Origin of the sequence: Rhodococcus sp. CH91, from assembly GCF_022554085.1 — a bacterium.
Lineage (GTDB): Bacteria > Actinomycetota > Actinomycetes > Mycobacteriales > Mycobacteriaceae > Rhodococcus.
The window spans coordinates 91,815-108,225 of sequence record NZ_JAKFYR010000013.1; the positions used below are offsets into that span (position 1 = coordinate 91,815).

Sequence of the window (16,411 nt, forward strand, 5' to 3'; positions counted from 1 at the left end):
CGAGTCCTGTGCTGCCGGTTCCCGGGCTACGGGAAGCCGCGCCGGAGGTGGGTGAAGGCGTCGCGGATGAGGTCTTCGACGGGCCTGTCGGTGCTTCCGCACATGTAGGTCTCCATCGCCGCACGCATCGCCCCCATCGCCGCGTAGTTCAGCAGCGAGGGGTACACGTCCGAAGCCGGATCGGTACCCGTGCGCTCGGCGATGATCTCAACGAGCAATTGCGACGAACGGCGCTCGACCTCGATCTGCCGGGACAGCAGCACGTTGCTCTCCTCGAGCAGCGTGATGCACGCGACGATCTCGTCGAACGGCCAGTCGGTGTTCCGGACTATCTCCAGCGCCACCGTGAGCAACGAATCCATGATGTGTTCGCCGGCGGGACGATCACGCAGCAGATCGAGCCATTCCTCGACCCTGCTCTCGAGATAGACGAGGACTGCATCTTCCTTGCTTGCGAAGTAGTTGTGGAAGGTGCGGGTGGAAACGCCTGCGCGTGCGGCGATCGCGTCCGCCGTCACGGTGTGCAGACCGTGTTCGCGTGCCAGTTCCGCAGTGGCCGCAGCGAGGGCCGCGCGGGTGGCTGCCTTCTTGCGGTCGCGAAGGCCGGGAGCTGTCGTCACTCCTTCGAAGGTACCGAAATTGCAGAGTCGTGCAAGTTTGCAGAGTTCTGCAAAATTATGAAATAGCCCACATACGACCCTGTCGGGTACCCGGTCTCACACGCGGCGACGCTCCCAGGCGCCCGCATCCTTCGTGAGCTCCTCCACAGCGCCGGGAAGTTCACCCGAGACGACGTCGGCGAGTGTGACTTCCTCGAGGACGGCCCGCAGATTCACCCGCACTGCGATCCACACGTTCTGCAACGTCTCCGCCACTCCGTGGTAGGCGACATCCTCGGGCCGCTCCCCGCGCACCGAGGCGAGTGGGCCCTCGACCGCGCGGATGACATCCGCGATGGAGATCTCGGCCGCCGGACGGGCGAGCCAGTAACCGCCTTCGGGCCCTCGCCTGCTGTTCACCAGCCCGCCTCGGCGGAGGTCGGCGAGCACGGCCTCCAGGAACTTGTGCGGGATGGTCTGTGCCGTCGCGAGAGCCTCCGCCTTCGCCGGGCGTCCGTCGTCGATCGCCGCGAGTTCGAGCATGGTCCGCACGGCGTAGTCGACCCTCGCGGTGATGTGCATGCCAGGCCTCTCGCAACTGCCGACGGGACGCTCAATTCCTACCAGCAACCCGCGACGCCCGGTATCGACGCCGCCACCGCTCCGGCTCTGGTGATGCAGGCCACAGCACAGGTAGGGTGGACCACTGTTCACACTTACCGAAAGGGTGTCGCGATGCGGGAGACCCTGGTGCGGTCGTGGGAGTCACTGCTCGAACCGCTCCACGATCCGGTGGCCCTGGCGATTCCGGCCTTCCTGACCTTCCTGATCCTGGAATGGGTCGCCGCTCGCGCACTCGAGCACGCCGAGCCCGGCCCCGACGGTCGGGTGCGCCCGCCCCGTGGCGGATACGAGATGCGCGACGCGCGGGCGAGCCTGTCGATGGGGCTGGTCTCCATCGCCACCAGCGCGGCGTGGAAGGTCCTGGCCCTCGTCGGCTATTCGGCGCTGTGGGTCTACGTCGCACCCTGGCACCTCCCGGCCGACGCCTGGTACACCTGGGTCGTCCTGCTGGTGGGCATCGATTTCCTCTGGTACTGGTACCACCGCATGGCGCATCGGGTGCGGCTGGTGTGGGCCACCCACCAGGCGCACCATTCGAGCGAGTACTTCAACTACGCCACGGCGCTGCGCCAGAAGTGGAACAACAGCGGCGAGATCGTCATGTGGCTGCCGCTTCCGCTCATCGGCATCCCACCCTGGATGGTCTTCGTCGGGTTCTCCGTCAGCCTCGTCTACCAGTTCTTCGTGCACACCGAACGAGTCGGGAAACTCCCCCGGCCGATCGAGTTCGTGTTCAACACCCCCTCGCACCACCGGGTGCACCACGGCTCGGATGCCGACTATCTCGACCGCAACTACGCGGGCATCCTCATCGTCTGGGATCGGATGTTCGGCACCTTCAAGGCCGAAGAGCACCGTCCCACCTACGGCCTGACCACGCCGGTCGGTACGTACAACATCTGGGATCTGCAGACCCACGAGTACCGTGCGATCGCCCGCGACTGGCGCGCGGCCGGCCGCCTGCGCGACAAGCTCGGCTACGCCTTCGGTCCTCCCGGCTGGTCGCCGCGGCCGGCGGCTGCCGGCGAGACCGGTACGGAGGCCGTCAGCTCTGCTCGAGCGTGACGAGGAAGTCGATGCTCCCCGCATCGTCGACCGTCACGAATCCCAGATTCGGCGCCTCGATTCCGTAGTCCGACCAGGTGGTCGGGATGCTGCCGGATGCGACGAGACGGTCGGCGGTGCGCAGCACCTCGACGTCGACGCTCACCGGCCTTTCCTGATCGCGCAGGGTGAGAGTGCCGGTCGCCGTCACGGTGCCCGTGGAGCCGTCCTCGGGAAGGGACGTCAGCTCCACGGGTTCGGTGAGCACGAATGTCGCCGTCGGGTAGAGGGCGGTGTCCATCACCCGGGTGCGGAACTGGTTGTCGCGCTGACCGCTGTCGGTGGTGATGCCGTCCACCTGAACTACCACCTCCGCGGCGGTGAGAGTCCCGTCCGTGACGGTCGCGGAACCGGAGACCTGATCCGTGCTGCCGACCACGGTGACATCGGCGCCACGCAGGATCTCGTGCACGGTGTAGCCCGCGGCGGTGCGATTGGGCTCGATACCGGGGACGACGACCCACCGACCGTCGAGTGTCCCGCTCGCGGCTTGGGCACCCTCGGTGGACACGGACGCGGCGGGAGCATCGTCCTCCGCGATGAACGTCCCGTACATCCATGGCGCGACGAAGAAGCCGAGCAACGCGACGACCACGACGGCGACGAGCGCCCACACGAGTTTGCGCATGCTGCAAATTTAAACGATCGGGGCTCTCTCGGGGGACGCCTCGCTCCGACGCTCTCGCAACGTGCGCCAGGCCACCACGGCGGAGACGACCATGAGCACCACCCCGATACCGGATGTGATGGTGACACCACTGTCGAACGCCGAGCCTGCGGCCGCGATCAGAGCGTCGGCGCGGTCGGCGGGAAGGTCCTGCGCCACGGCGTGGGCGCCGCCGAGCGTCTCACGGGCGGCCTCGGCCTGGGAGATGCTGAGCCCGGACGGAAGCGTGAGGTGCGCGCTGTAGGACGCGGACAGCACCGAGCCGAGAACGGCCGTGCCGAGGACCGCGCCCATCTCGTAGGCCGTCTCCGACACCGCCGAGGCCGCACCCGCCTTCGCCGGAGGGACGCTCGAGACGATGAGGTCGTTCGACAACGTCTCGGCCGCACCGATGCCCGCTCCGAGGACGGCGAACGCCACGATGATCGGCGTGAGCGCCGACGGCGATGCGAGCAGGAACACCAGTGCATATCCGATCGCCGATAACAGCAGTGCCGAGACGATGATCGACGACGGTTGCACCCATCGCACGAGCGCGACCACCGACATGCCGGCCACCACCATCACGGCCAGTCCCGGCACCAGGCTCAGACCGGCCTGCATCGGGCTCTGCCCGATCACCAGCTGGAGATGCTGGGACACGAAGAAGAGGAAGCCGACGAGGGAGACCACCGAGAGCAGGTTCACCGCGACGGCGCCGGAGAAGGTGGGGACACGGAACAGGCGGACGTCGAGCATCGGGTCGGGTCGCCGGAGCTGCCGCCGCACGAAGGCCACGAGCGCCACCACGCCGATCACGGCCGGGACGAGCACTCCGATGCCGATGCCCCCTTCGGCAGTCTTCTTGATCGCGAAGACGATCGGAGCGAGCGCGAGCATCGACAACGCGATACTCACCACGTCGATGCGCCCCGGATTCGGATCCTTCGATTCGGGAACGAAAATCGGGGCGAGCACCAGGAGAGGGATCAGCACCGGCACCGCAAGCAGGAAGACCGAACCCCACCAGGCATGTTCGAGAAGGAACCCACCCACGATCGGCCCCAGCGCGGCGCCCGCCGCGAAGCACGAGGCCCAGACGGCGATGGCGAGGCGGCGTTGCGCGGCGTCGTGGAAGATGTTGCGCAGCAACGACAGTGTCGACGGCATGAGCATGGCTCCGAAGAAGCCCAGCACACCGCGAGCGGTCACGAGCAACTCCGCGGTGGGCGCATAGGCCGCAGCCACCGACACGGCGGCGAAGCCGGTCGCGCCGACGAGCAGCAACCGGCGACGCCCGATGCGGTCACCGAGGCTGCCCATCGCCACCAGCAGGCCCGCGAGCACCAGTGGATAGATGTCGATGATCCACAACTGCTGCGCGCCGGTGGGCTGCAGTGCAGCCGAGATTTCGGGCAGGGCGAAGGAGAGGACGGTGTTGTCGACCGAGACGAGCAGCACCGGGAGCATCAGCACCGCGAGTGCAGCCCAGTCGCGACCGCCGGCCTTGGGCGCTGTCGCACTGAGTTCCGAGGTAGGCACGGTTGTCGCCACGGGTATCGAACTTTCGGGAGTCGGAGACGAACCCCCGTTACTATACCAGCTGGACGGTACAGTAACGGCGCCCGTACGATCGGACGCGTGCCTGCCCCCTCCGCCCGCGCCAAACTCCTCGAGGCGTTCGTGACGATCCTGCTCGAGCAGGGTGAGCGCGCCGCCACGCTCGACGCCGTCGCCGCGGCGGCGGGTGTGTCCAAAGGCGGGCTGCTCTACCACTTCCCGTCCAAGGACGCCCTCGTCGACGGCCTCGCCGAACACCTCGAGACACTCGCAGCCGACGACGCCGAACTGATGCGCGCAGCACCCGAAGGACCGACGGCCTACTACATCCGTACCTCGGTCTTCGCCGACACCCCGCTCGACCGGGCGATCGTCGCCACCACCCGCCTGAGCCAGACCGCGAACCCCCGGGCACGGCAAGCCCTGCGGCGCATCCATCGAGGCTGGCTCGACGCGCTCGCAGACGAGGTCACCGATCCCGCTGCCGCCCGTGCTGTGATGCTCATCGGAGACGGGCTCTACTACGGCGCCGCGATGTCGGGTGAGACCAACGCGACACCACCGGAGGCCGTCGACGAACTCCTCGAAGTGGTGAAGAGGTTGACCGGCGCGGGCGACTGATCAACCGAGCCGGCGCAACTCGACGTCACGCAACGTCCCGCCCTCGATCGTCGCCGTCATGTACGTGCAGTGCGGTTGCCGGCGCCGGTCCGTCGGAGAACCCGGATTGAGCAGGCGCAACCCGCCCGGCGCGGTCGAGTCCCAGGGAATGTGGGAGTGGCCGAAGACCAGAACGTCGGTATCGGGACAGGCCGCGGCCATTCGCCGGTCCCGGCCCGCCGACGCCCCGGTCTCGTGCACGACCGCCAGACGCACACCCCCGAGCGTGACGCGCGCGACCTCCGGCAACCGGTCGCGCAGGAGCGGACCGTCGTTGTTGCCCCAGCACGCGACCAGCCGTCTCGACCGTTCCTCGAGCGCATCGAGCAGGGCGACGTCGACCCAGTCCCCCGCGTGCACGACGACGTCGGCACGCTCGACCTCCTCCCACACCCGAGGGGGAAGATCGCGCGCACGAGCGGGAACGTGGGTATCCGCGAGCAGCAACAACTCCATACGGTCAGTGTGCCGCCCCGATCCGCGGGTAACCACAGTCCATGACCACCCCCGCTCACGACAGACTCGCCATCGTCACCGGCGCCGATTCCGGCATGGGCAAGGCGACCGCCGAACTGCTCGCTGCCGAAGGTTTCGACGTCGGCATCACCTTCCACAGCGACGAGGCCGGGGCCGAGGACACACGCGCCGCGATCGAACAGCGCGGTGGGCGCTGTTTCGTGGCCCGGCAGGATCTGACGAGCCCGGACACCGCCGAGGTGATCGACGATCTCGCCGGCAGGCTCGGAGGACTGGGAGTACTCGTCAACAATGCCGGCACCGGCCACCGCGACGAGGCGCTCGACCTCTCCTACGACCGGTGGCGCGAGATGCTCGCAACCGACCTCGACGGTCCCTTCCTGTGTTCGCAACAGGCCGCGCGTCACATGATTGCCTCCGGCAAGGGCGGCCGGATCGTCAACGTCACCAGCGTCCACGAGCACATTCCTCGTTTCGGCGCGTCCGCCTACTGCACCGCGAAGGCCGGACTCGGCATGCTCACGCAGTGCCTCGCACTCGAATGGGCGAGATACGGCATCACCGTCAATTCGGTAGCTCCCGGTGAGATCGCCACACCCATGACGGGGATGGACGAATCGGAAGCCTTCCACGAGGAACGACCGGGCAACCCCACGGGACGGCCCGGACACGTCAACGAGGTCGCCTCCGTCATCGCGTTCCTCGCCTCCCCCCGCTCGTCGTACCTGACGGGCCGCTCGATCCCCGTCGACGGCGGCTTGATGCTCATGGCCGCGCACGGACACGACATGAACGACGGGGGCTGGCGCGAACTCTGATCGACGAGCATGCCTCCCATCGACGAGCAAGCCTCCCGGAGAAAGGACCCCTCATGCGCGGAGTGATCATCCACGCCCCCGGCGACGTGCGCGTGGAGGAGCGTCCCGATCCCGTGCTGGTCGAACCCACCGACGCGATCATCGAGGTCAACGCGACCTGCGTGTGCGGTTCCGATCTGTGGCCCTATCGAGGAGTCGAGGACGTCCACGGTCCGGCCCCGATGGGCCACGAATATGTGGGAGTGGTCCGGGAGATCGGCAGCGAGGTGGCAACCCTGCAGGTCGGCGACTTCGTCGTCGGGTCCTTCTTCGCCTCCGACAACACCTGTGACGTCTGCCGTGCCGGCTATCAGTCCCGCTGCGTGGACGCCAGACCGATGGGTGCCATCGGTACACAGGCCGGGTTCGCGAGGATCCCGCTGGCGGACGGCACTCTCGTCGCCACGCCCGCGATGCCCGACGACGACCTGATCCCCGGACTTCTTGCCGCGTCCGACGTCCTCGGAACCGGCTGGTTCGGTGCTGTCGCCGCCGACGCGGGTCCGGGCAGAACAGTCGCCGTCGTGGGTGACGGCGCAGTGGGTCTTCTCGCGGTCCTGGCCGCCCGGCAACTCGGCGCCGAACGCGTCATCGCCATGAGTCGCCACAGCGACCGGCAGGCCCTGGCGCGCGAGTTCGGCGCCACCGACATCGTCGCCGAACGTGGCGACGCCGGTGTGGCGCGGGTGAAGGAACTGACGAACGGTCTCGGTGCGCATTCGGTGGTCGAAGCGGTGGGCACGCAGGAGTCGATGATGCAGGCGATCCGGTCCACCCGGCCGGGCGGATACGTCGGATATGTCGGGGTGTCCCACGGCGTACAACTGCCCGGAGACGAACTCTTCTTCGCCGAGGTGCATCTGCACGGAGGCCCGGCGCCCGTGCGGCGCTTCCTGCCCCACCTGATCGAACTGATCCCGAATCGGGAGATCGACCCGGGAAAGGTGTTCGACCTCGACCTGCCGCTGGAGCGGGCGGACGAGGGTTACCGGGCGATGGACGAGCGGCGTGCGATCAAGGCGCTGCTGCGTCCCTGATCCGGAGGTCCCGGGGACGAACTGCCCTCACCTGCCCGGAATGTGAGGGATGACCACGAATGCCACGTGGCGAACCTCTCAACGCATTCCCGGACGCGGGGAGAGCGAGCACAATGGAGCCAGCGCGTAATCACCGGAGAATTACAGCGCGCCGTCGGTGTGGCCCCCACCCCTCTGAGATGGCGTCCGGTGGCTCCGGCGCCGGCCGCGGTCGAATCGATTTCCTGCCTCGGACAGATGCAGGGTGGGCGTTGTTCGCTCCTTCATCGCCGCCGCCGAGTCCGGCCTCCTCTCGACGTCTCACGACCCCCACAGCGAGCGGCAGTCACGTGGGGGGAGGACCGTCGATGACATATGTGGCCCCTGACCTCGAGGCCCTCGAAAACGCCTTCGAGATGGCCGTCCGAGCGCCTTCGATACACAACACGCAGCCGTGGATATGGCGCCCGACCACCGCCGGGATCGAACTCTTCGCCGATACCCGCCGTCAGCTCTCCGTGACCGACTCCACCCGGCGCTCCCTCCTTGTGAGCTGCGGTGCGACGCTGCATCACCTGCGCGTCGCACTGTCCGCCTCGGGGTGGGCCTCCACCGTCGAGTACTTTCCGGACCGTTCCGCTCCCGATCATCTGGCCACGGTTCGCACCGTTCGGCAGCACCCGAGCGAATCCCGGATCGACCAGGCGGCCGCCATCCCGCTGCGCCGCACCGATCGGCGTCACTATGTACCTCAGTCGATACCGGTCGGCCATATGCGCTCGCTCGCGACCCAGGTCGGCTCCTTCGGAGCGGTCATCCGGCAGGTACCCGCTCCTATGTTGCCCCTGCTCGCCGCGCCGATGCTTCGCGCCGCGGGCCTGCACGAGACCGATCCTGGTTATCAGGGCGAAATCATGGCCTGGAGCGGACGTAATCGGATCACCGACGGCGTCCCTTCGCGCAACGTTCCCACTGCACCGCTCGCCGGCAACGTACCGGTGCGCAGCTTCGCCGACCCTGCGCTCGAGGAACCGGCGGATCGGCCCGACGGCGCACAGTGGCTCGTACTCGGCACTCCGCACGACGACCGGCGGGCCCAGTTGCGGGCAGGTGAAGCGGTCAGCGCACTTCTGCTCACCGCCACGCATCTGGGTCTGGCCACCAGTGTCCAGACCGAGGCGTTGGGCATCGCCGAGACACGGCAGGAAATTCGCAGCGGGCTGCTCCACGACTGCGCGTATCCGCAGGCCATGATCCGGGTCGGCTGGAGGCCCGAGAACTCGACGCCCCTCTCCGCCACACCGCGGCGGCCCGTCGCGGAGATGCTCGCGGCCTGACCGGCCGAAGCGACCGGCGGGGGCGGGTGGCTCGCCGAACGAGAAAGCCCTATGGGTGCCGACACCCCCCTCGACCCAGGATTAACGGTGCAAGAATTCGCCCCATTTTCTGAACCGGTCGGGCTTGTCCGCCGATGGTGGGACTGGACTTAGAACATCGGCGACAACCGAGTTGTCGCGAACCTCAACTTCCGTACTTGGCGCCGAAATCGTGAAGAGACTGATCGAGATCTCGGACGGACTTCTGCAGTTCGTTCAAGGTGCCCTGCATCTCATCGGGCACCACATCAGGACAGAGCTCAGTGAAAGCGGCGGACATTACTCGCATCATGTTCACCAGGCCTACCTGCTCGGTAAGCCCCGCGAAAGCTGCATCACCGTTCCCATCGGCGACGTCCGCGCAAACCTCTCGGCCTGCAGTAATCAGAGTGGCATCCGAATAACTACCTCTCGCTGCATCGAGTTGGTCGAGGTACGCCGCTTCACGGATCGCGGAACCATTGCTCGAACAACCAGTCACGACTAGAACTGCAGCGAAGAGCAAACTCGCCCGCAAACCAAACTTGTTCACCATGTACTCATCGCTTTCGAACTCGTCGCCAGGCACCCCCACCTACATAGGGACATTCGAGGCATTCTGGACATATCTCTATCTAAATTCGTCATATCTCGCCTTGGCGTTACCGCGGCACGCCGGTCTACAAGAGAAACCAACGCCGGCACGCGACCGACCCTTCGCGGACCTGCTCGAGAGTGATCCGGATCGTGGTAGCCGAGCCCCCACCCGGTACGCGCACGTAAGTGCCCAATGTGTGCCCGAAGCTGGCGCTCGAACCAACCCCACCGACAAAAAAGCCCCTCACCTGTCTGAACAGGTGAGGGGCTTTCTGGCGGTGGCGGTGGGATTTGAACCCACGGACGGGGGTTACCCGTCACGCGCTTTCGAGGCGCGCTCCTTCGGCCGCTCGGTCACGCCACCGTTGACGACTTTAGCGGATCGGATCCCCCATCCTGAAATCGCCTGTTCACAGCTCTGTCGCCGAACCGCGCCGGTCTCGGAAGAAGACTTCGAGCACCGCGGCGCACTCGGCTTCGAGCACACCCCCGCGCACTTCCGGGCGGTGAGTGAGCCGACGATCCCGCACGACGTCCCACAACGACCCGACGGCCCCCGTCTTCGGCTCCCACGCGCCGAAGACCACGCGTGAGACCCGGGAGAGCACCAGCGCACCCGCGCACATCGTGCACGGCTCGAGGGTGACGGCGAGGGTCGCACCCTCGAGACGCCATCCGTCCCCGTACACCTGCGCGGCCGCACGCAGGGCGAGCACCTCTGCGTGGGCGGTCGGATCGCCGGTGGCCTCCCGCGAATTCGCCGCCCGCGCGATCTCGGTGCCGTCGGCCGCGAACACCACCGCGCCCACCGGCACATCACCGGCAGGCGCGGCAGCGGCGGCCTCCAGCGCGACCCGGATCAGTTCCTCGTCGTCGCGCAGACCCATCTAACGGAGACTGTCGAGGGTCTTACCGAGCACATCGTCGAAACCGAGACGTTGCGCGATCTCCTCGAGTTGTTCGTCCGGATACAGATCGGTCTCCGACAGGATCACCGACAGCACGGGCTCCGGCAGACCCATATCGGCCAGGATGCCGAGATCGCCCTCCTCCCACGGCTCGATCTCGTCCAGCTCGTCCGGATCGATGTCGGGGATCTCGACGTTCAGCGCATCGAGGACGTCGGCGGCGATGTCGTAGTCGACGGCCATCGTCGCATCGGACAGGAGCAGTCGCGTTCCCGCAGGTGCGGGGCGCACGACGACGAAGAACTCGTCGTCCACGTTCAGCAAGCCGAACACCGCGCCGGAACTTCTCAACTCCCTCAGCTCCGTCACCGCGGTGTCGAGACTCGTCAGTGCGGTACCGGACAACGCCCGGCACTTCCAACGACCTTCCTCACGCGTCACGGCGACGGCGAAACCGTCGAGGTCGTCGCTCGAACTACCTGCGGGGTTCCCGCTCGAATTCACGGAAGGGCTCTTGTTCCCTACACGCTGTGCAGCCATGAGCGCAACGGTAGTCTGCCGCGTCCGGTGAATGAAGCCCAGCACGGGATATGCCAACCTGATGTGGTGTCCTCAGCCGTCTCATCCCCGCCTGTCTGTGTCCTCGGCCTCGGTCTGATCGGTGGTTCCCTGTTGCGCGCAGCCGTGGCGACCGGTCGCCCAGCCTGGGGCTACAACCGCTCCTCGCAGGTCGTCGATGCTGCCGTCGCCGACGGTTTCGACGCGTCCACCGATCTGACGGCGACCCTGCGCCGGGCCGCCGCCTCCGACGCCCTCGTGGTGATCGCGGTGCCGATGCCGGCGGTCGGCAGCATTCTCGAGGCGGTGGCAGAGCACGCACCCGAGGTCGCGCTCACCGACGTGGTGAGCGTCAAGGCACAGGTCGCGGCTGCCGTCGCTGCGCACGGACTGTCGCGACGTTTCGTGGGCGGTCATCCCATGGCCGGCACCGCCGAATCCGGCTGGTCGGCCGGGACCGCCGAACTTTTCCGCGACGCCGTGTGGGTGGTCACTGTCGACGACGGCACCGATCCCGAGGTGTGGCGGCAGGTCGCCGATCTCGCCCTCGACTGCGGGTCCGTCGTCGTGCCCGCCGAATCGGCGGAACACGACGCGGCAGTGGCGCGAGTGTCGCATCTCCCCCACCTGCTCGCCGAAGCACTGGCCTTGTCGGGCGCCGGAGGCGGCGATCTCGCGCTCGGTCTCGCCGCCGGATCGTTCCGGGACGGCACGCGGGTCGCGGCGACTGCCCCGGCCCTGGTGGACGCGATGTGCGAGGGCAACGCCGACGCTCTGCTCGTCACCCTCGACGAGACTCTCGACGTACTGAGGGTGGCCCGGGAGCACCTTGCCGACGGCAGCACGTCCGATCTCACCCGCGCCGGCCATGCAGCTCGGGCGCGCTACGAGCAGCGGCGCCGCGAGCCCATCAGCGGGACGCAACCCGGCGACGACGGCTGGATCACGGCCTTCCGTGAAGCCGGACGCCGCGGTGGAGTGTGGACGCGATGAACCTGCGCGATACGGCGTCGGCCCTGACCACCGGCCGGACGACCTCCACCGAGCATGTCCGTTCGGTCCTCGCCGACCTCGACGCACTGACCGGTACGCCCTGGGAGAACGCCGTCGCCGCCCGGAACGACGAGGCAGCGCTCGAGGCAGCGGCAGCGGCCGACGAGCAGCTCGCGGCAGGGAACTGGATCGGGCCGCTGCACGGTGTGGCCGTCGCCGTGAAGGACAACATCGACGTCGCCGGGATGCCCACCCGATGCGGTAGTGCAGTACTCGAATCCGCCCCGGCAGCACGCCGCGACGCCCGCATCGTCGAGAAGCTCCGGGAGGCAGGTGCCGTCGTGGTGGCGAAGACCCACCTCCACGAGTTCGCCTACGGACCCACGGGGCTGGTCAATGCGTCCGGCCCTGCCGCACACCCCCACGATCCCGATCTGATCAGCGGCGGTTCGTCCTCGGGATCGGCCGTGCTGGTCGCGCGAGGTGTCGTGCCGGTCGCGCTCGGCACCGACACCGGCTGCAGCGTGCGGACTCCGGCCGCGCTGTGCGGGATCGTCGGATTCAAGCCCGGCTTCGGAGCGCTACCGGAACAGGGCGTGTTCCCGCTGTCGACCACCTTCGACCACGTCGGCCTGCTCGTGGCGGACGCCCTGGATGCCTCGCTCGCCTGGGGCGCACTTCCCGGTATCGCACATCTCCGCACCCCCGTCTCCGAACTCCGCATCGGGCGCCTGCGCGGCGGCATCTGGGAACAGTCCGACCCCGGTTTCGCCGAGGCGGTCGAGACGGCGTGCCGCACCCTGGCCGACCTCGGTGCCCGCGTCGTCGACGTGGAGTTGCCCGAGACCGACGACATGCTCGAGCTGTATCCCGTGGTCACCGGGTCGGAAGCGTACGAGACGCATCGTGCGTGGTTCGAAGCCGATCCGGACCGTTATCAGCCCCCGACGGCCGCACTGCTCGCCGCGCAGCGCGACCGGCCCGCACACGAGTACATCCGGGCGGCCAGAGCGGTGACGAAGCTGCGGCACGACGTCGTGCACCGCTTGCGGACCGTCGAGAAACTGGATGCGCTGCTCACCGTCACGACCGGCATGCGCTCAGCACCTCTGACGAGTGATCCCGCCGAACTCCGCGGGCCCCTGTTGCAGAAGTGCATTCCGTTCAGCGTGCTCGGAGTTCCGGCGCTGTCCGTGCCGGCGCCGGACGGAGGTTCGAGGCCGGTCGGTCTGCAGGTCGTCGGACTGACCGGCGGTACCCACGGGCACGGCAGTCACCCCGCCGAATCGGCTGCGCTCGCCGTGGCCCTCGCCGTGGAGGGCTCCGGGCAGCCCTAGATTCGCGAGGCCAGACCCCGATACTCGAGGACGAAACCGTCGCCGTCGACGGTCACCGACGACGACGAACGCGGCGAGAGCACGTGGATACCGTCGGAAGCGCTGCTGTAGACGATCGTGGCCTCCTGGAAGCTCAGGTCGACGAGATCGACGTAGACGACAGGCACCTCCACATCGTCCGCACCGGCTTGCAGGTCGTATCGGCGGATCGGCAGCGCGTTGAAGAAGGGGCTGAACACCACATCCACGTCGAGCGCCCCACCGAAGGTGGACCGCTGGTGGTTGATGCCGTTGTCGGACATCCAGATGCCCTCTTCCGACCTGGTGAGAGACATGTGCCGCTCACCCGACGCAAGTGTCGTGCGTACCGACAGTCGACGCGTGACACCGTTCTCGTCGGTCACCAGGTCGTACGACGCACTGAATGCCGGATGGTCTGCGCACGCCGCAGCCACGATGCGTCCGGCGGCTTTGATCCGCCGGCCGGAAAGCTGTACTCGTACCGACTCCATCCGAGGTACGTCGACCGCACGCCACGTGAGGAGCGCGGGCCAGGTCGACGCGGAACCGGTGGCGTCCGAGGCTGAGATGCTCACGATCTATACGTTAAGCGACGAAGCCCACACAGGGGGCAGCGGTGCCGTGATTCACCCCTGACGTCTATGCCGTGTCGGCCGGCGTCTCGCGCCGGGAGACCCGGCGCAGATGGTGGGAGAAGACCGACAACGCCGCCGCACCGACGGCGACGTTGATCAGCGCGCCGAACTCCCGGACCGCGAATTCCAGGACGTCGACGAAGAACACCGTGATCAGAGCGGCGCCACGCAAAGCGCGGACCGCCCACTGCCGGCCCCGCCACAGTCCCACCGTGCCGGCCACGCAGAGCAGCACCGTGGCGGCGGAGCCGACGAGCTGGATCACCGTCGTGACATCGCTCGACCGCTCGGCAAGATCGCCTTCCAGAGTGACTGCAGCATTGACGAGGATCCCGACGGAGAACACCGTCAGCAGAACCGCCGCCACCCGGACGCTGTGCTCACCACGCAACTGCTCGGGCAAGCGAAGCGAGATCGCCGACAGTCGCGGGGGCGCCTCTCGACACCGATCCAGCAGGATTCCGATCTGCTCGACGGCCTCGGGATCGACCCCACCCTCACGCGCACGGTCGAGCTGGACCCGAGCCTGATCCCGATCGGTCGATGTCAGTCCGTGCACCAACCCGTCCGTCGCGGTCGCCGCCGCGTTCGCCAGGTACTCGTCGGGCGAAAGCCCCTGACGACGATGCACCGTGCGGTTGGCCACGAGCAGCAGCACGACCACGACGTACATGATCGCCACCGACGGACGGAAGAAGTAGTCGTTCGTCTTCGTGACGAATTTGCCGACCTCGTCGAGGAACAAACCGAAACCGATGCCACCGAGGACCACCGCGATCCGGCGCGGTGCTCGTCCGAGGAAGGTCAACGACATCATCAACGCCGCCACCATGAGCAGACCGCCCCAGAGCACGTGAGCGACATGCAGGACGGCCCCGCCGACCTGCGGATAACCGGTCACGTGCAGGTACAGGCGCGTGATCAGAATGGTGGCGACCGCGAGGATCAGCAGCGCTTCGACCTGCCCGGACGAGGCAGCGTCCCGCAGCAACCGAGAATGGGTACGGGTCGTCACCGCTGTCATGGATCGGACCTTATCCCGCTCGGCGTCCCGGTCGCGTTCGCCGAGCACATTCGGCGGCGCGGCGCCTGCGCGGACCGACGCCCCGACCTGCTGTGTGGCCTAGAGTCGCTCTATGCGCACAGTGTGGACAGTTCCTCCGAACATTGCCCAAACTCTGCTGGAATCTCCCGAGATCCAGATGTTCCTGACCAGCAACGAGCTGCCGGACACCGCGGACGATCCACGCCAGAGACTTGCGGAGTTCACCCATGCGCTCGGCGCACTCGCTCGTCATATCGGACGCACCTTCGGCTCCGTGGATGCAGCGAACCGCGAGCTGTTCGACGGGTCGGCCGGCAGGGTGCCGGTGGCGCTCCGTCTGACAGTCCTGCGCGCCCTCGTGAATCAGGTCGACGACCGTGCACCCACTCCGAAACTGCTTCCGAAGAACATCTGCGACCAGCTCGGCGCGTATGTCTACGCACTGCTCGATCCTCGGGACCGGAGCATCTTCTACGTGGGTGCCGGACGAGGAAACCGGATCTTCACTCTGGTGTGGACCGCTCTCGGCGAGACCGGGAAACTCACGGAAGCCGGCGAGAAGGCACCACTGTCGACTCCCGAGACCGAGGCGGCTCTGCAGCGCATCCGAACCGTCTACGAGTCCGGTTACGCCGTGGAGCATTTCGTCGTCGCCGACGGGCTGCATCCGAAATCCGACGCCGAGCACACCGCTGTGGTCACAGCCGAAGCCGTCATCGCCGCGCTCGGGTTGACCGAACCGCATCGGGGCGAAGCGGTTCTCACCAACCTCGCCGGAGCGACGGAGGAGTCCGAGGCCGACCGCACAGCGATTCCGATCGCCGAACTCGTGCGTCAGTATTCCGCCTCGCCTGCTCCCGAATTGCCGACACCGTGTGTGGTGCTGCGCATCAACGAAGCGAAGAAGGCGTCCCCTGCCGCGGTGCGTGAACTCGCCTCCAAGGCCTGGCCGGCGGGAGCGGCGGCTCGCGCCATCGACGGGCTGCCCATCGTCGTGGTGGCAGACAACATCGTGCGGGCGGTCTATCGCGCCACCGGGTGGGAGGCGGCCGCTCGCACGGAGGAGAACGGCGGAACGATTCTGTACCGCTTCATCGGAGAAGCCGACGACGAACTCGAGAGGACGTTCGTCAATACCCGCCTCACACCGGATCGTCTCGGCCTCAAACGCTGGCCGTCACACGGCTGGGCTCCGCGATTGACTCGCGCGCTGCCGCGGCCGGTCGCGCGGCCCAAGGCGCCGCGCCCGTAGTCTTCCGCTGCTTCCCGGTGGATTGCACAGTGCCGGGAAGCAGCGCATCGGGCGCTCGAATGCACTTGCTGCCGCTGCATTTCCGGCTGCAGAAACACGAAAAGGGACCCACTGTCGTGGGTCCCTTTTCGGAACGGGTGTTCGGCGGTGTCCTACTCTCCCACACC

Annotated in this window: 18 protein-coding genes and 1 tRNA gene; 8 read left to right on the plus strand and 11 right to left on the minus strand. The window is 67.4% G+C overall.

Going from position 1 to position 16,411, the window contains the following annotated elements:
• Positions 1–26: 26 nt before the first annotated feature.
• Positions 27–620, minus strand: coding sequence for a TetR/AcrR family transcriptional regulator (locus MOM01_RS20635; protein ID WP_241387307.1), 594 nt, complete (start codon positions 618–620; stop codon positions 27–29).
• 96 nt (positions 621–716) lie between these two features.
• Positions 717–1,181 carry an RrF2 family transcriptional regulator gene (locus MOM01_RS20640; RefSeq protein ID WP_241387308.1) on the minus strand — a complete coding sequence of 155 codons (465 nt, stop codon included), beginning with the start codon at positions 1,179–1,181 and terminating at the stop codon, positions 717–719.
• Between the two features lie 153 nt (positions 1,182–1,334).
• Here MOM01_RS20640 and MOM01_RS20645 point away from each other — a divergent pair, with 153 nt between their 5' ends.
• Positions 1,335–2,288, plus strand: a complete 954-nt coding sequence (locus MOM01_RS20645; RefSeq protein WP_241387309.1) for a sterol desaturase family protein — start codon at positions 1,335–1,337, stop codon at positions 2,286–2,288.
• Here the strand turns inward: MOM01_RS20645 and MOM01_RS20650 are convergent.
• Together MOM01_RS20650 and MOM01_RS20655 are read right to left on the minus strand one after the other, a co-directional pair.
• Entirely contained in the window at positions 2,269–2,955 is a 687-nt protein-coding gene (locus MOM01_RS20650; RefSeq protein ID WP_241387310.1) for a YceI family protein, read from the minus strand. The genes MOM01_RS20645 and MOM01_RS20650 overlap by 20 nt on opposite strands.
• 9 nt (positions 2,956–2,964) lie before the next feature.
• A complete protein-coding gene (locus tag MOM01_RS20655; protein ID WP_374112349.1) occupies positions 2,965–4,515 on the minus strand; it encodes an MFS transporter in 1,551 nt (516 codons plus the stop codon).
• A 99-nt stretch (positions 4,516–4,614) separates the two neighbouring features.
• Between MOM01_RS20655 and MOM01_RS20660 the strand changes: the two genes are divergently transcribed.
• Positions 4,615–5,154, plus strand: coding sequence for a TetR/AcrR family transcriptional regulator (locus tag MOM01_RS20660; RefSeq protein WP_241387311.1), 540 nt, complete (start codon positions 4,615–4,617; stop codon positions 5,152–5,154).
• Here the strand turns inward: MOM01_RS20660 and MOM01_RS20665 are convergent, their stop codons facing one another.
• Positions 5,155–5,649, minus strand: coding sequence for a metallophosphoesterase family protein (locus MOM01_RS20665; protein WP_241387312.1), 495 nt, complete (start codon positions 5,647–5,649; stop codon positions 5,155–5,157).
• 41 nt (positions 5,650–5,690) lie between these two features.
• On the opposite strand from MOM01_RS20665, the gene MOM01_RS20670 reads away from it, so the two are divergent.
• From MOM01_RS20670 to MOM01_RS20680, 3 genes are all read left to right on the plus strand, one after another.
• The gene (locus MOM01_RS20670; protein ID WP_241387313.1) at positions 5,691–6,488 is read left to right on the plus strand and encodes an SDR family oxidoreductase; all 798 of its coding nucleotides are present in this window, start codon (positions 5,691–5,693) and stop codon (positions 6,486–6,488) included.
• A 53-nt stretch (positions 6,489–6,541) separates the two neighbouring features.
• Positions 6,542–7,564, plus strand: a complete 1,023-nt coding sequence (locus tag MOM01_RS20675) for a zinc-dependent alcohol dehydrogenase family protein (protein ID WP_241387314.1) — start codon at positions 6,542–6,544, stop codon at positions 7,562–7,564.
• Between the two features lie 347 nt (positions 7,565–7,911).
• Positions 7,912–8,880, plus strand: a complete 969-nt coding sequence (locus MOM01_RS20680; RefSeq protein ID WP_241387315.1) for an Acg family FMN-binding oxidoreductase — start codon at positions 7,912–7,914, stop codon at positions 8,878–8,880.
• 184 nt (positions 8,881–9,064) lie between these two features.
• Here the strand turns inward: MOM01_RS20680 and MOM01_RS20685 are convergent, their stop codons facing one another.
• From MOM01_RS20685 to MOM01_RS20700, 4 genes are all read right to left on the minus strand, one after another.
• Positions 9,065–9,487, minus strand: a complete 423-nt coding sequence (locus tag MOM01_RS20685; protein ID WP_241387316.1) for a DUF732 domain-containing protein — start codon at positions 9,485–9,487, stop codon at positions 9,065–9,067.
• A gap of 281 nt (positions 9,488–9,768) precedes the next feature.
• Positions 9,769–9,859: transfer RNA gene (locus MOM01_RS20690), tRNA-Ser, on the minus strand.
• A 46-nt stretch (positions 9,860–9,905) separates the two neighbouring features.
• Complete coding sequence (locus tag MOM01_RS20695; protein ID WP_241387317.1) at positions 9,906–10,382, minus strand: nucleoside deaminase; 477 nt, start codon at positions 10,380–10,382, stop codon at positions 9,906–9,908.
• Entirely contained in the window at positions 10,383–10,943 is a 561-nt protein-coding gene (locus MOM01_RS20700; RefSeq protein WP_241387318.1) for a tRNA adenosine deaminase-associated protein, read from the minus strand. It abuts the gene before it with no gap.
• A 48-nt stretch (positions 10,944–10,991) separates the two neighbouring features.
• Between MOM01_RS20700 and MOM01_RS20705 the strand changes: the two genes are divergently transcribed.
• A complete protein-coding gene (locus tag MOM01_RS20705) occupies positions 10,992–11,954 on the plus strand; it encodes a prephenate dehydrogenase (protein ID WP_374112350.1) in 963 nt (320 codons plus the stop codon).
• Entirely contained in the window at positions 11,942–13,291 is a 1,350-nt protein-coding gene (locus MOM01_RS20710; RefSeq protein ID WP_241387320.1) for an amidase, read from the plus strand. Before MOM01_RS20705 ends, MOM01_RS20710 begins: the two co-directional genes overlap by 13 nt.
• On the opposite strand, the gene MOM01_RS20715 is transcribed toward MOM01_RS20710, so the two are convergent.
• Both MOM01_RS20715 and MOM01_RS20720 read right to left on the minus strand, forming a co-directional pair.
• Entirely contained in the window at positions 13,288–13,887 is a 600-nt protein-coding gene (locus MOM01_RS20715) for a putative glycolipid-binding domain-containing protein (RefSeq protein WP_308197021.1), read from the minus strand. The genes MOM01_RS20710 and MOM01_RS20715 overlap by 4 nt on opposite strands.
• A 64-nt stretch (positions 13,888–13,951) precedes the next feature.
• A complete protein-coding gene (locus MOM01_RS20720) occupies positions 13,952–14,971 on the minus strand; it encodes a hypothetical protein (protein ID WP_241387321.1) in 1,020 nt (339 codons plus the stop codon).
• Between the two features lie 112 nt (positions 14,972–15,083).
• On the opposite strand from MOM01_RS20720, the gene MOM01_RS20725 reads away from it, so the two are divergent.
• Positions 15,084–16,244 carry a GIY-YIG nuclease family protein gene (locus MOM01_RS20725; protein WP_241387322.1) on the plus strand — a complete coding sequence of 387 codons (1,161 nt, stop codon included), beginning with the start codon at positions 15,084–15,086 and terminating at the stop codon, positions 16,242–16,244.
• Positions 16,245–16,411 lie beyond the last annotated feature (167 nt).

Bases quoted from the DNA above. Each gene is read 5' to 3' on its own strand.
- MOM01_RS20640 (WP_241387308.1), bottom strand. From the start codon at position 1,181: ATGCACATCACCGCGAGGGTCGACTACGCCGTGCGGACCATGCTCGAA.
- MOM01_RS20645 (WP_241387309.1), top strand. From the start codon at position 1,335: ATGCGGGAGACCCTGGTGCGGTCGTGGGAGTCACTGCTCGAACCGCTC.
- MOM01_RS20650 (WP_241387310.1), bottom strand. From the start codon at position 2,955: ATGCGCAAACTCGTGTGGGCGCTCGTCGCCGTCGTGGTCGTCGCGTTG.
- MOM01_RS20665 (WP_241387312.1), bottom strand. From the start codon at position 5,649: ATGGAGTTGTTGCTGCTCGCGGATACCCACGTTCCCGCTCGTGCGCGC.
- MOM01_RS20670 (WP_241387313.1), top strand. From the start codon at position 5,691: ATGACCACCCCCGCTCACGACAGACTCGCCATCGTCACCGGCGCCGAT.
- MOM01_RS20675 (WP_241387314.1), top strand. From the start codon at position 6,542: ATGCGCGGAGTGATCATCCACGCCCCCGGCGACGTGCGCGTGGAGGAG.
- MOM01_RS20680 (WP_241387315.1), top strand. From the start codon at position 7,912: ATGACATATGTGGCCCCTGACCTCGAGGCCCTCGAAAACGCCTTCGAG.
- MOM01_RS20695 (WP_241387317.1), bottom strand. From the start codon at position 10,382: ATGGGTCTGCGCGACGACGAGGAACTGATCCGGGTCGCGCTGGAGGCC.
- MOM01_RS20700 (WP_241387318.1), bottom strand. From the start codon at position 10,943: ATGGCTGCACAGCGTGTAGGGAACAAGAGCCCTTCCGTGAATTCGAGC.
- MOM01_RS20720 (WP_241387321.1), bottom strand. From the start codon at position 14,971: ATGACAGCGGTGACGACCCGTACCCATTCTCGGTTGCTGCGGGACGCT.
- MOM01_RS20725 (WP_241387322.1), top strand. From the start codon at position 15,084: ATGCGCACAGTGTGGACAGTTCCTCCGAACATTGCCCAAACTCTGCTG.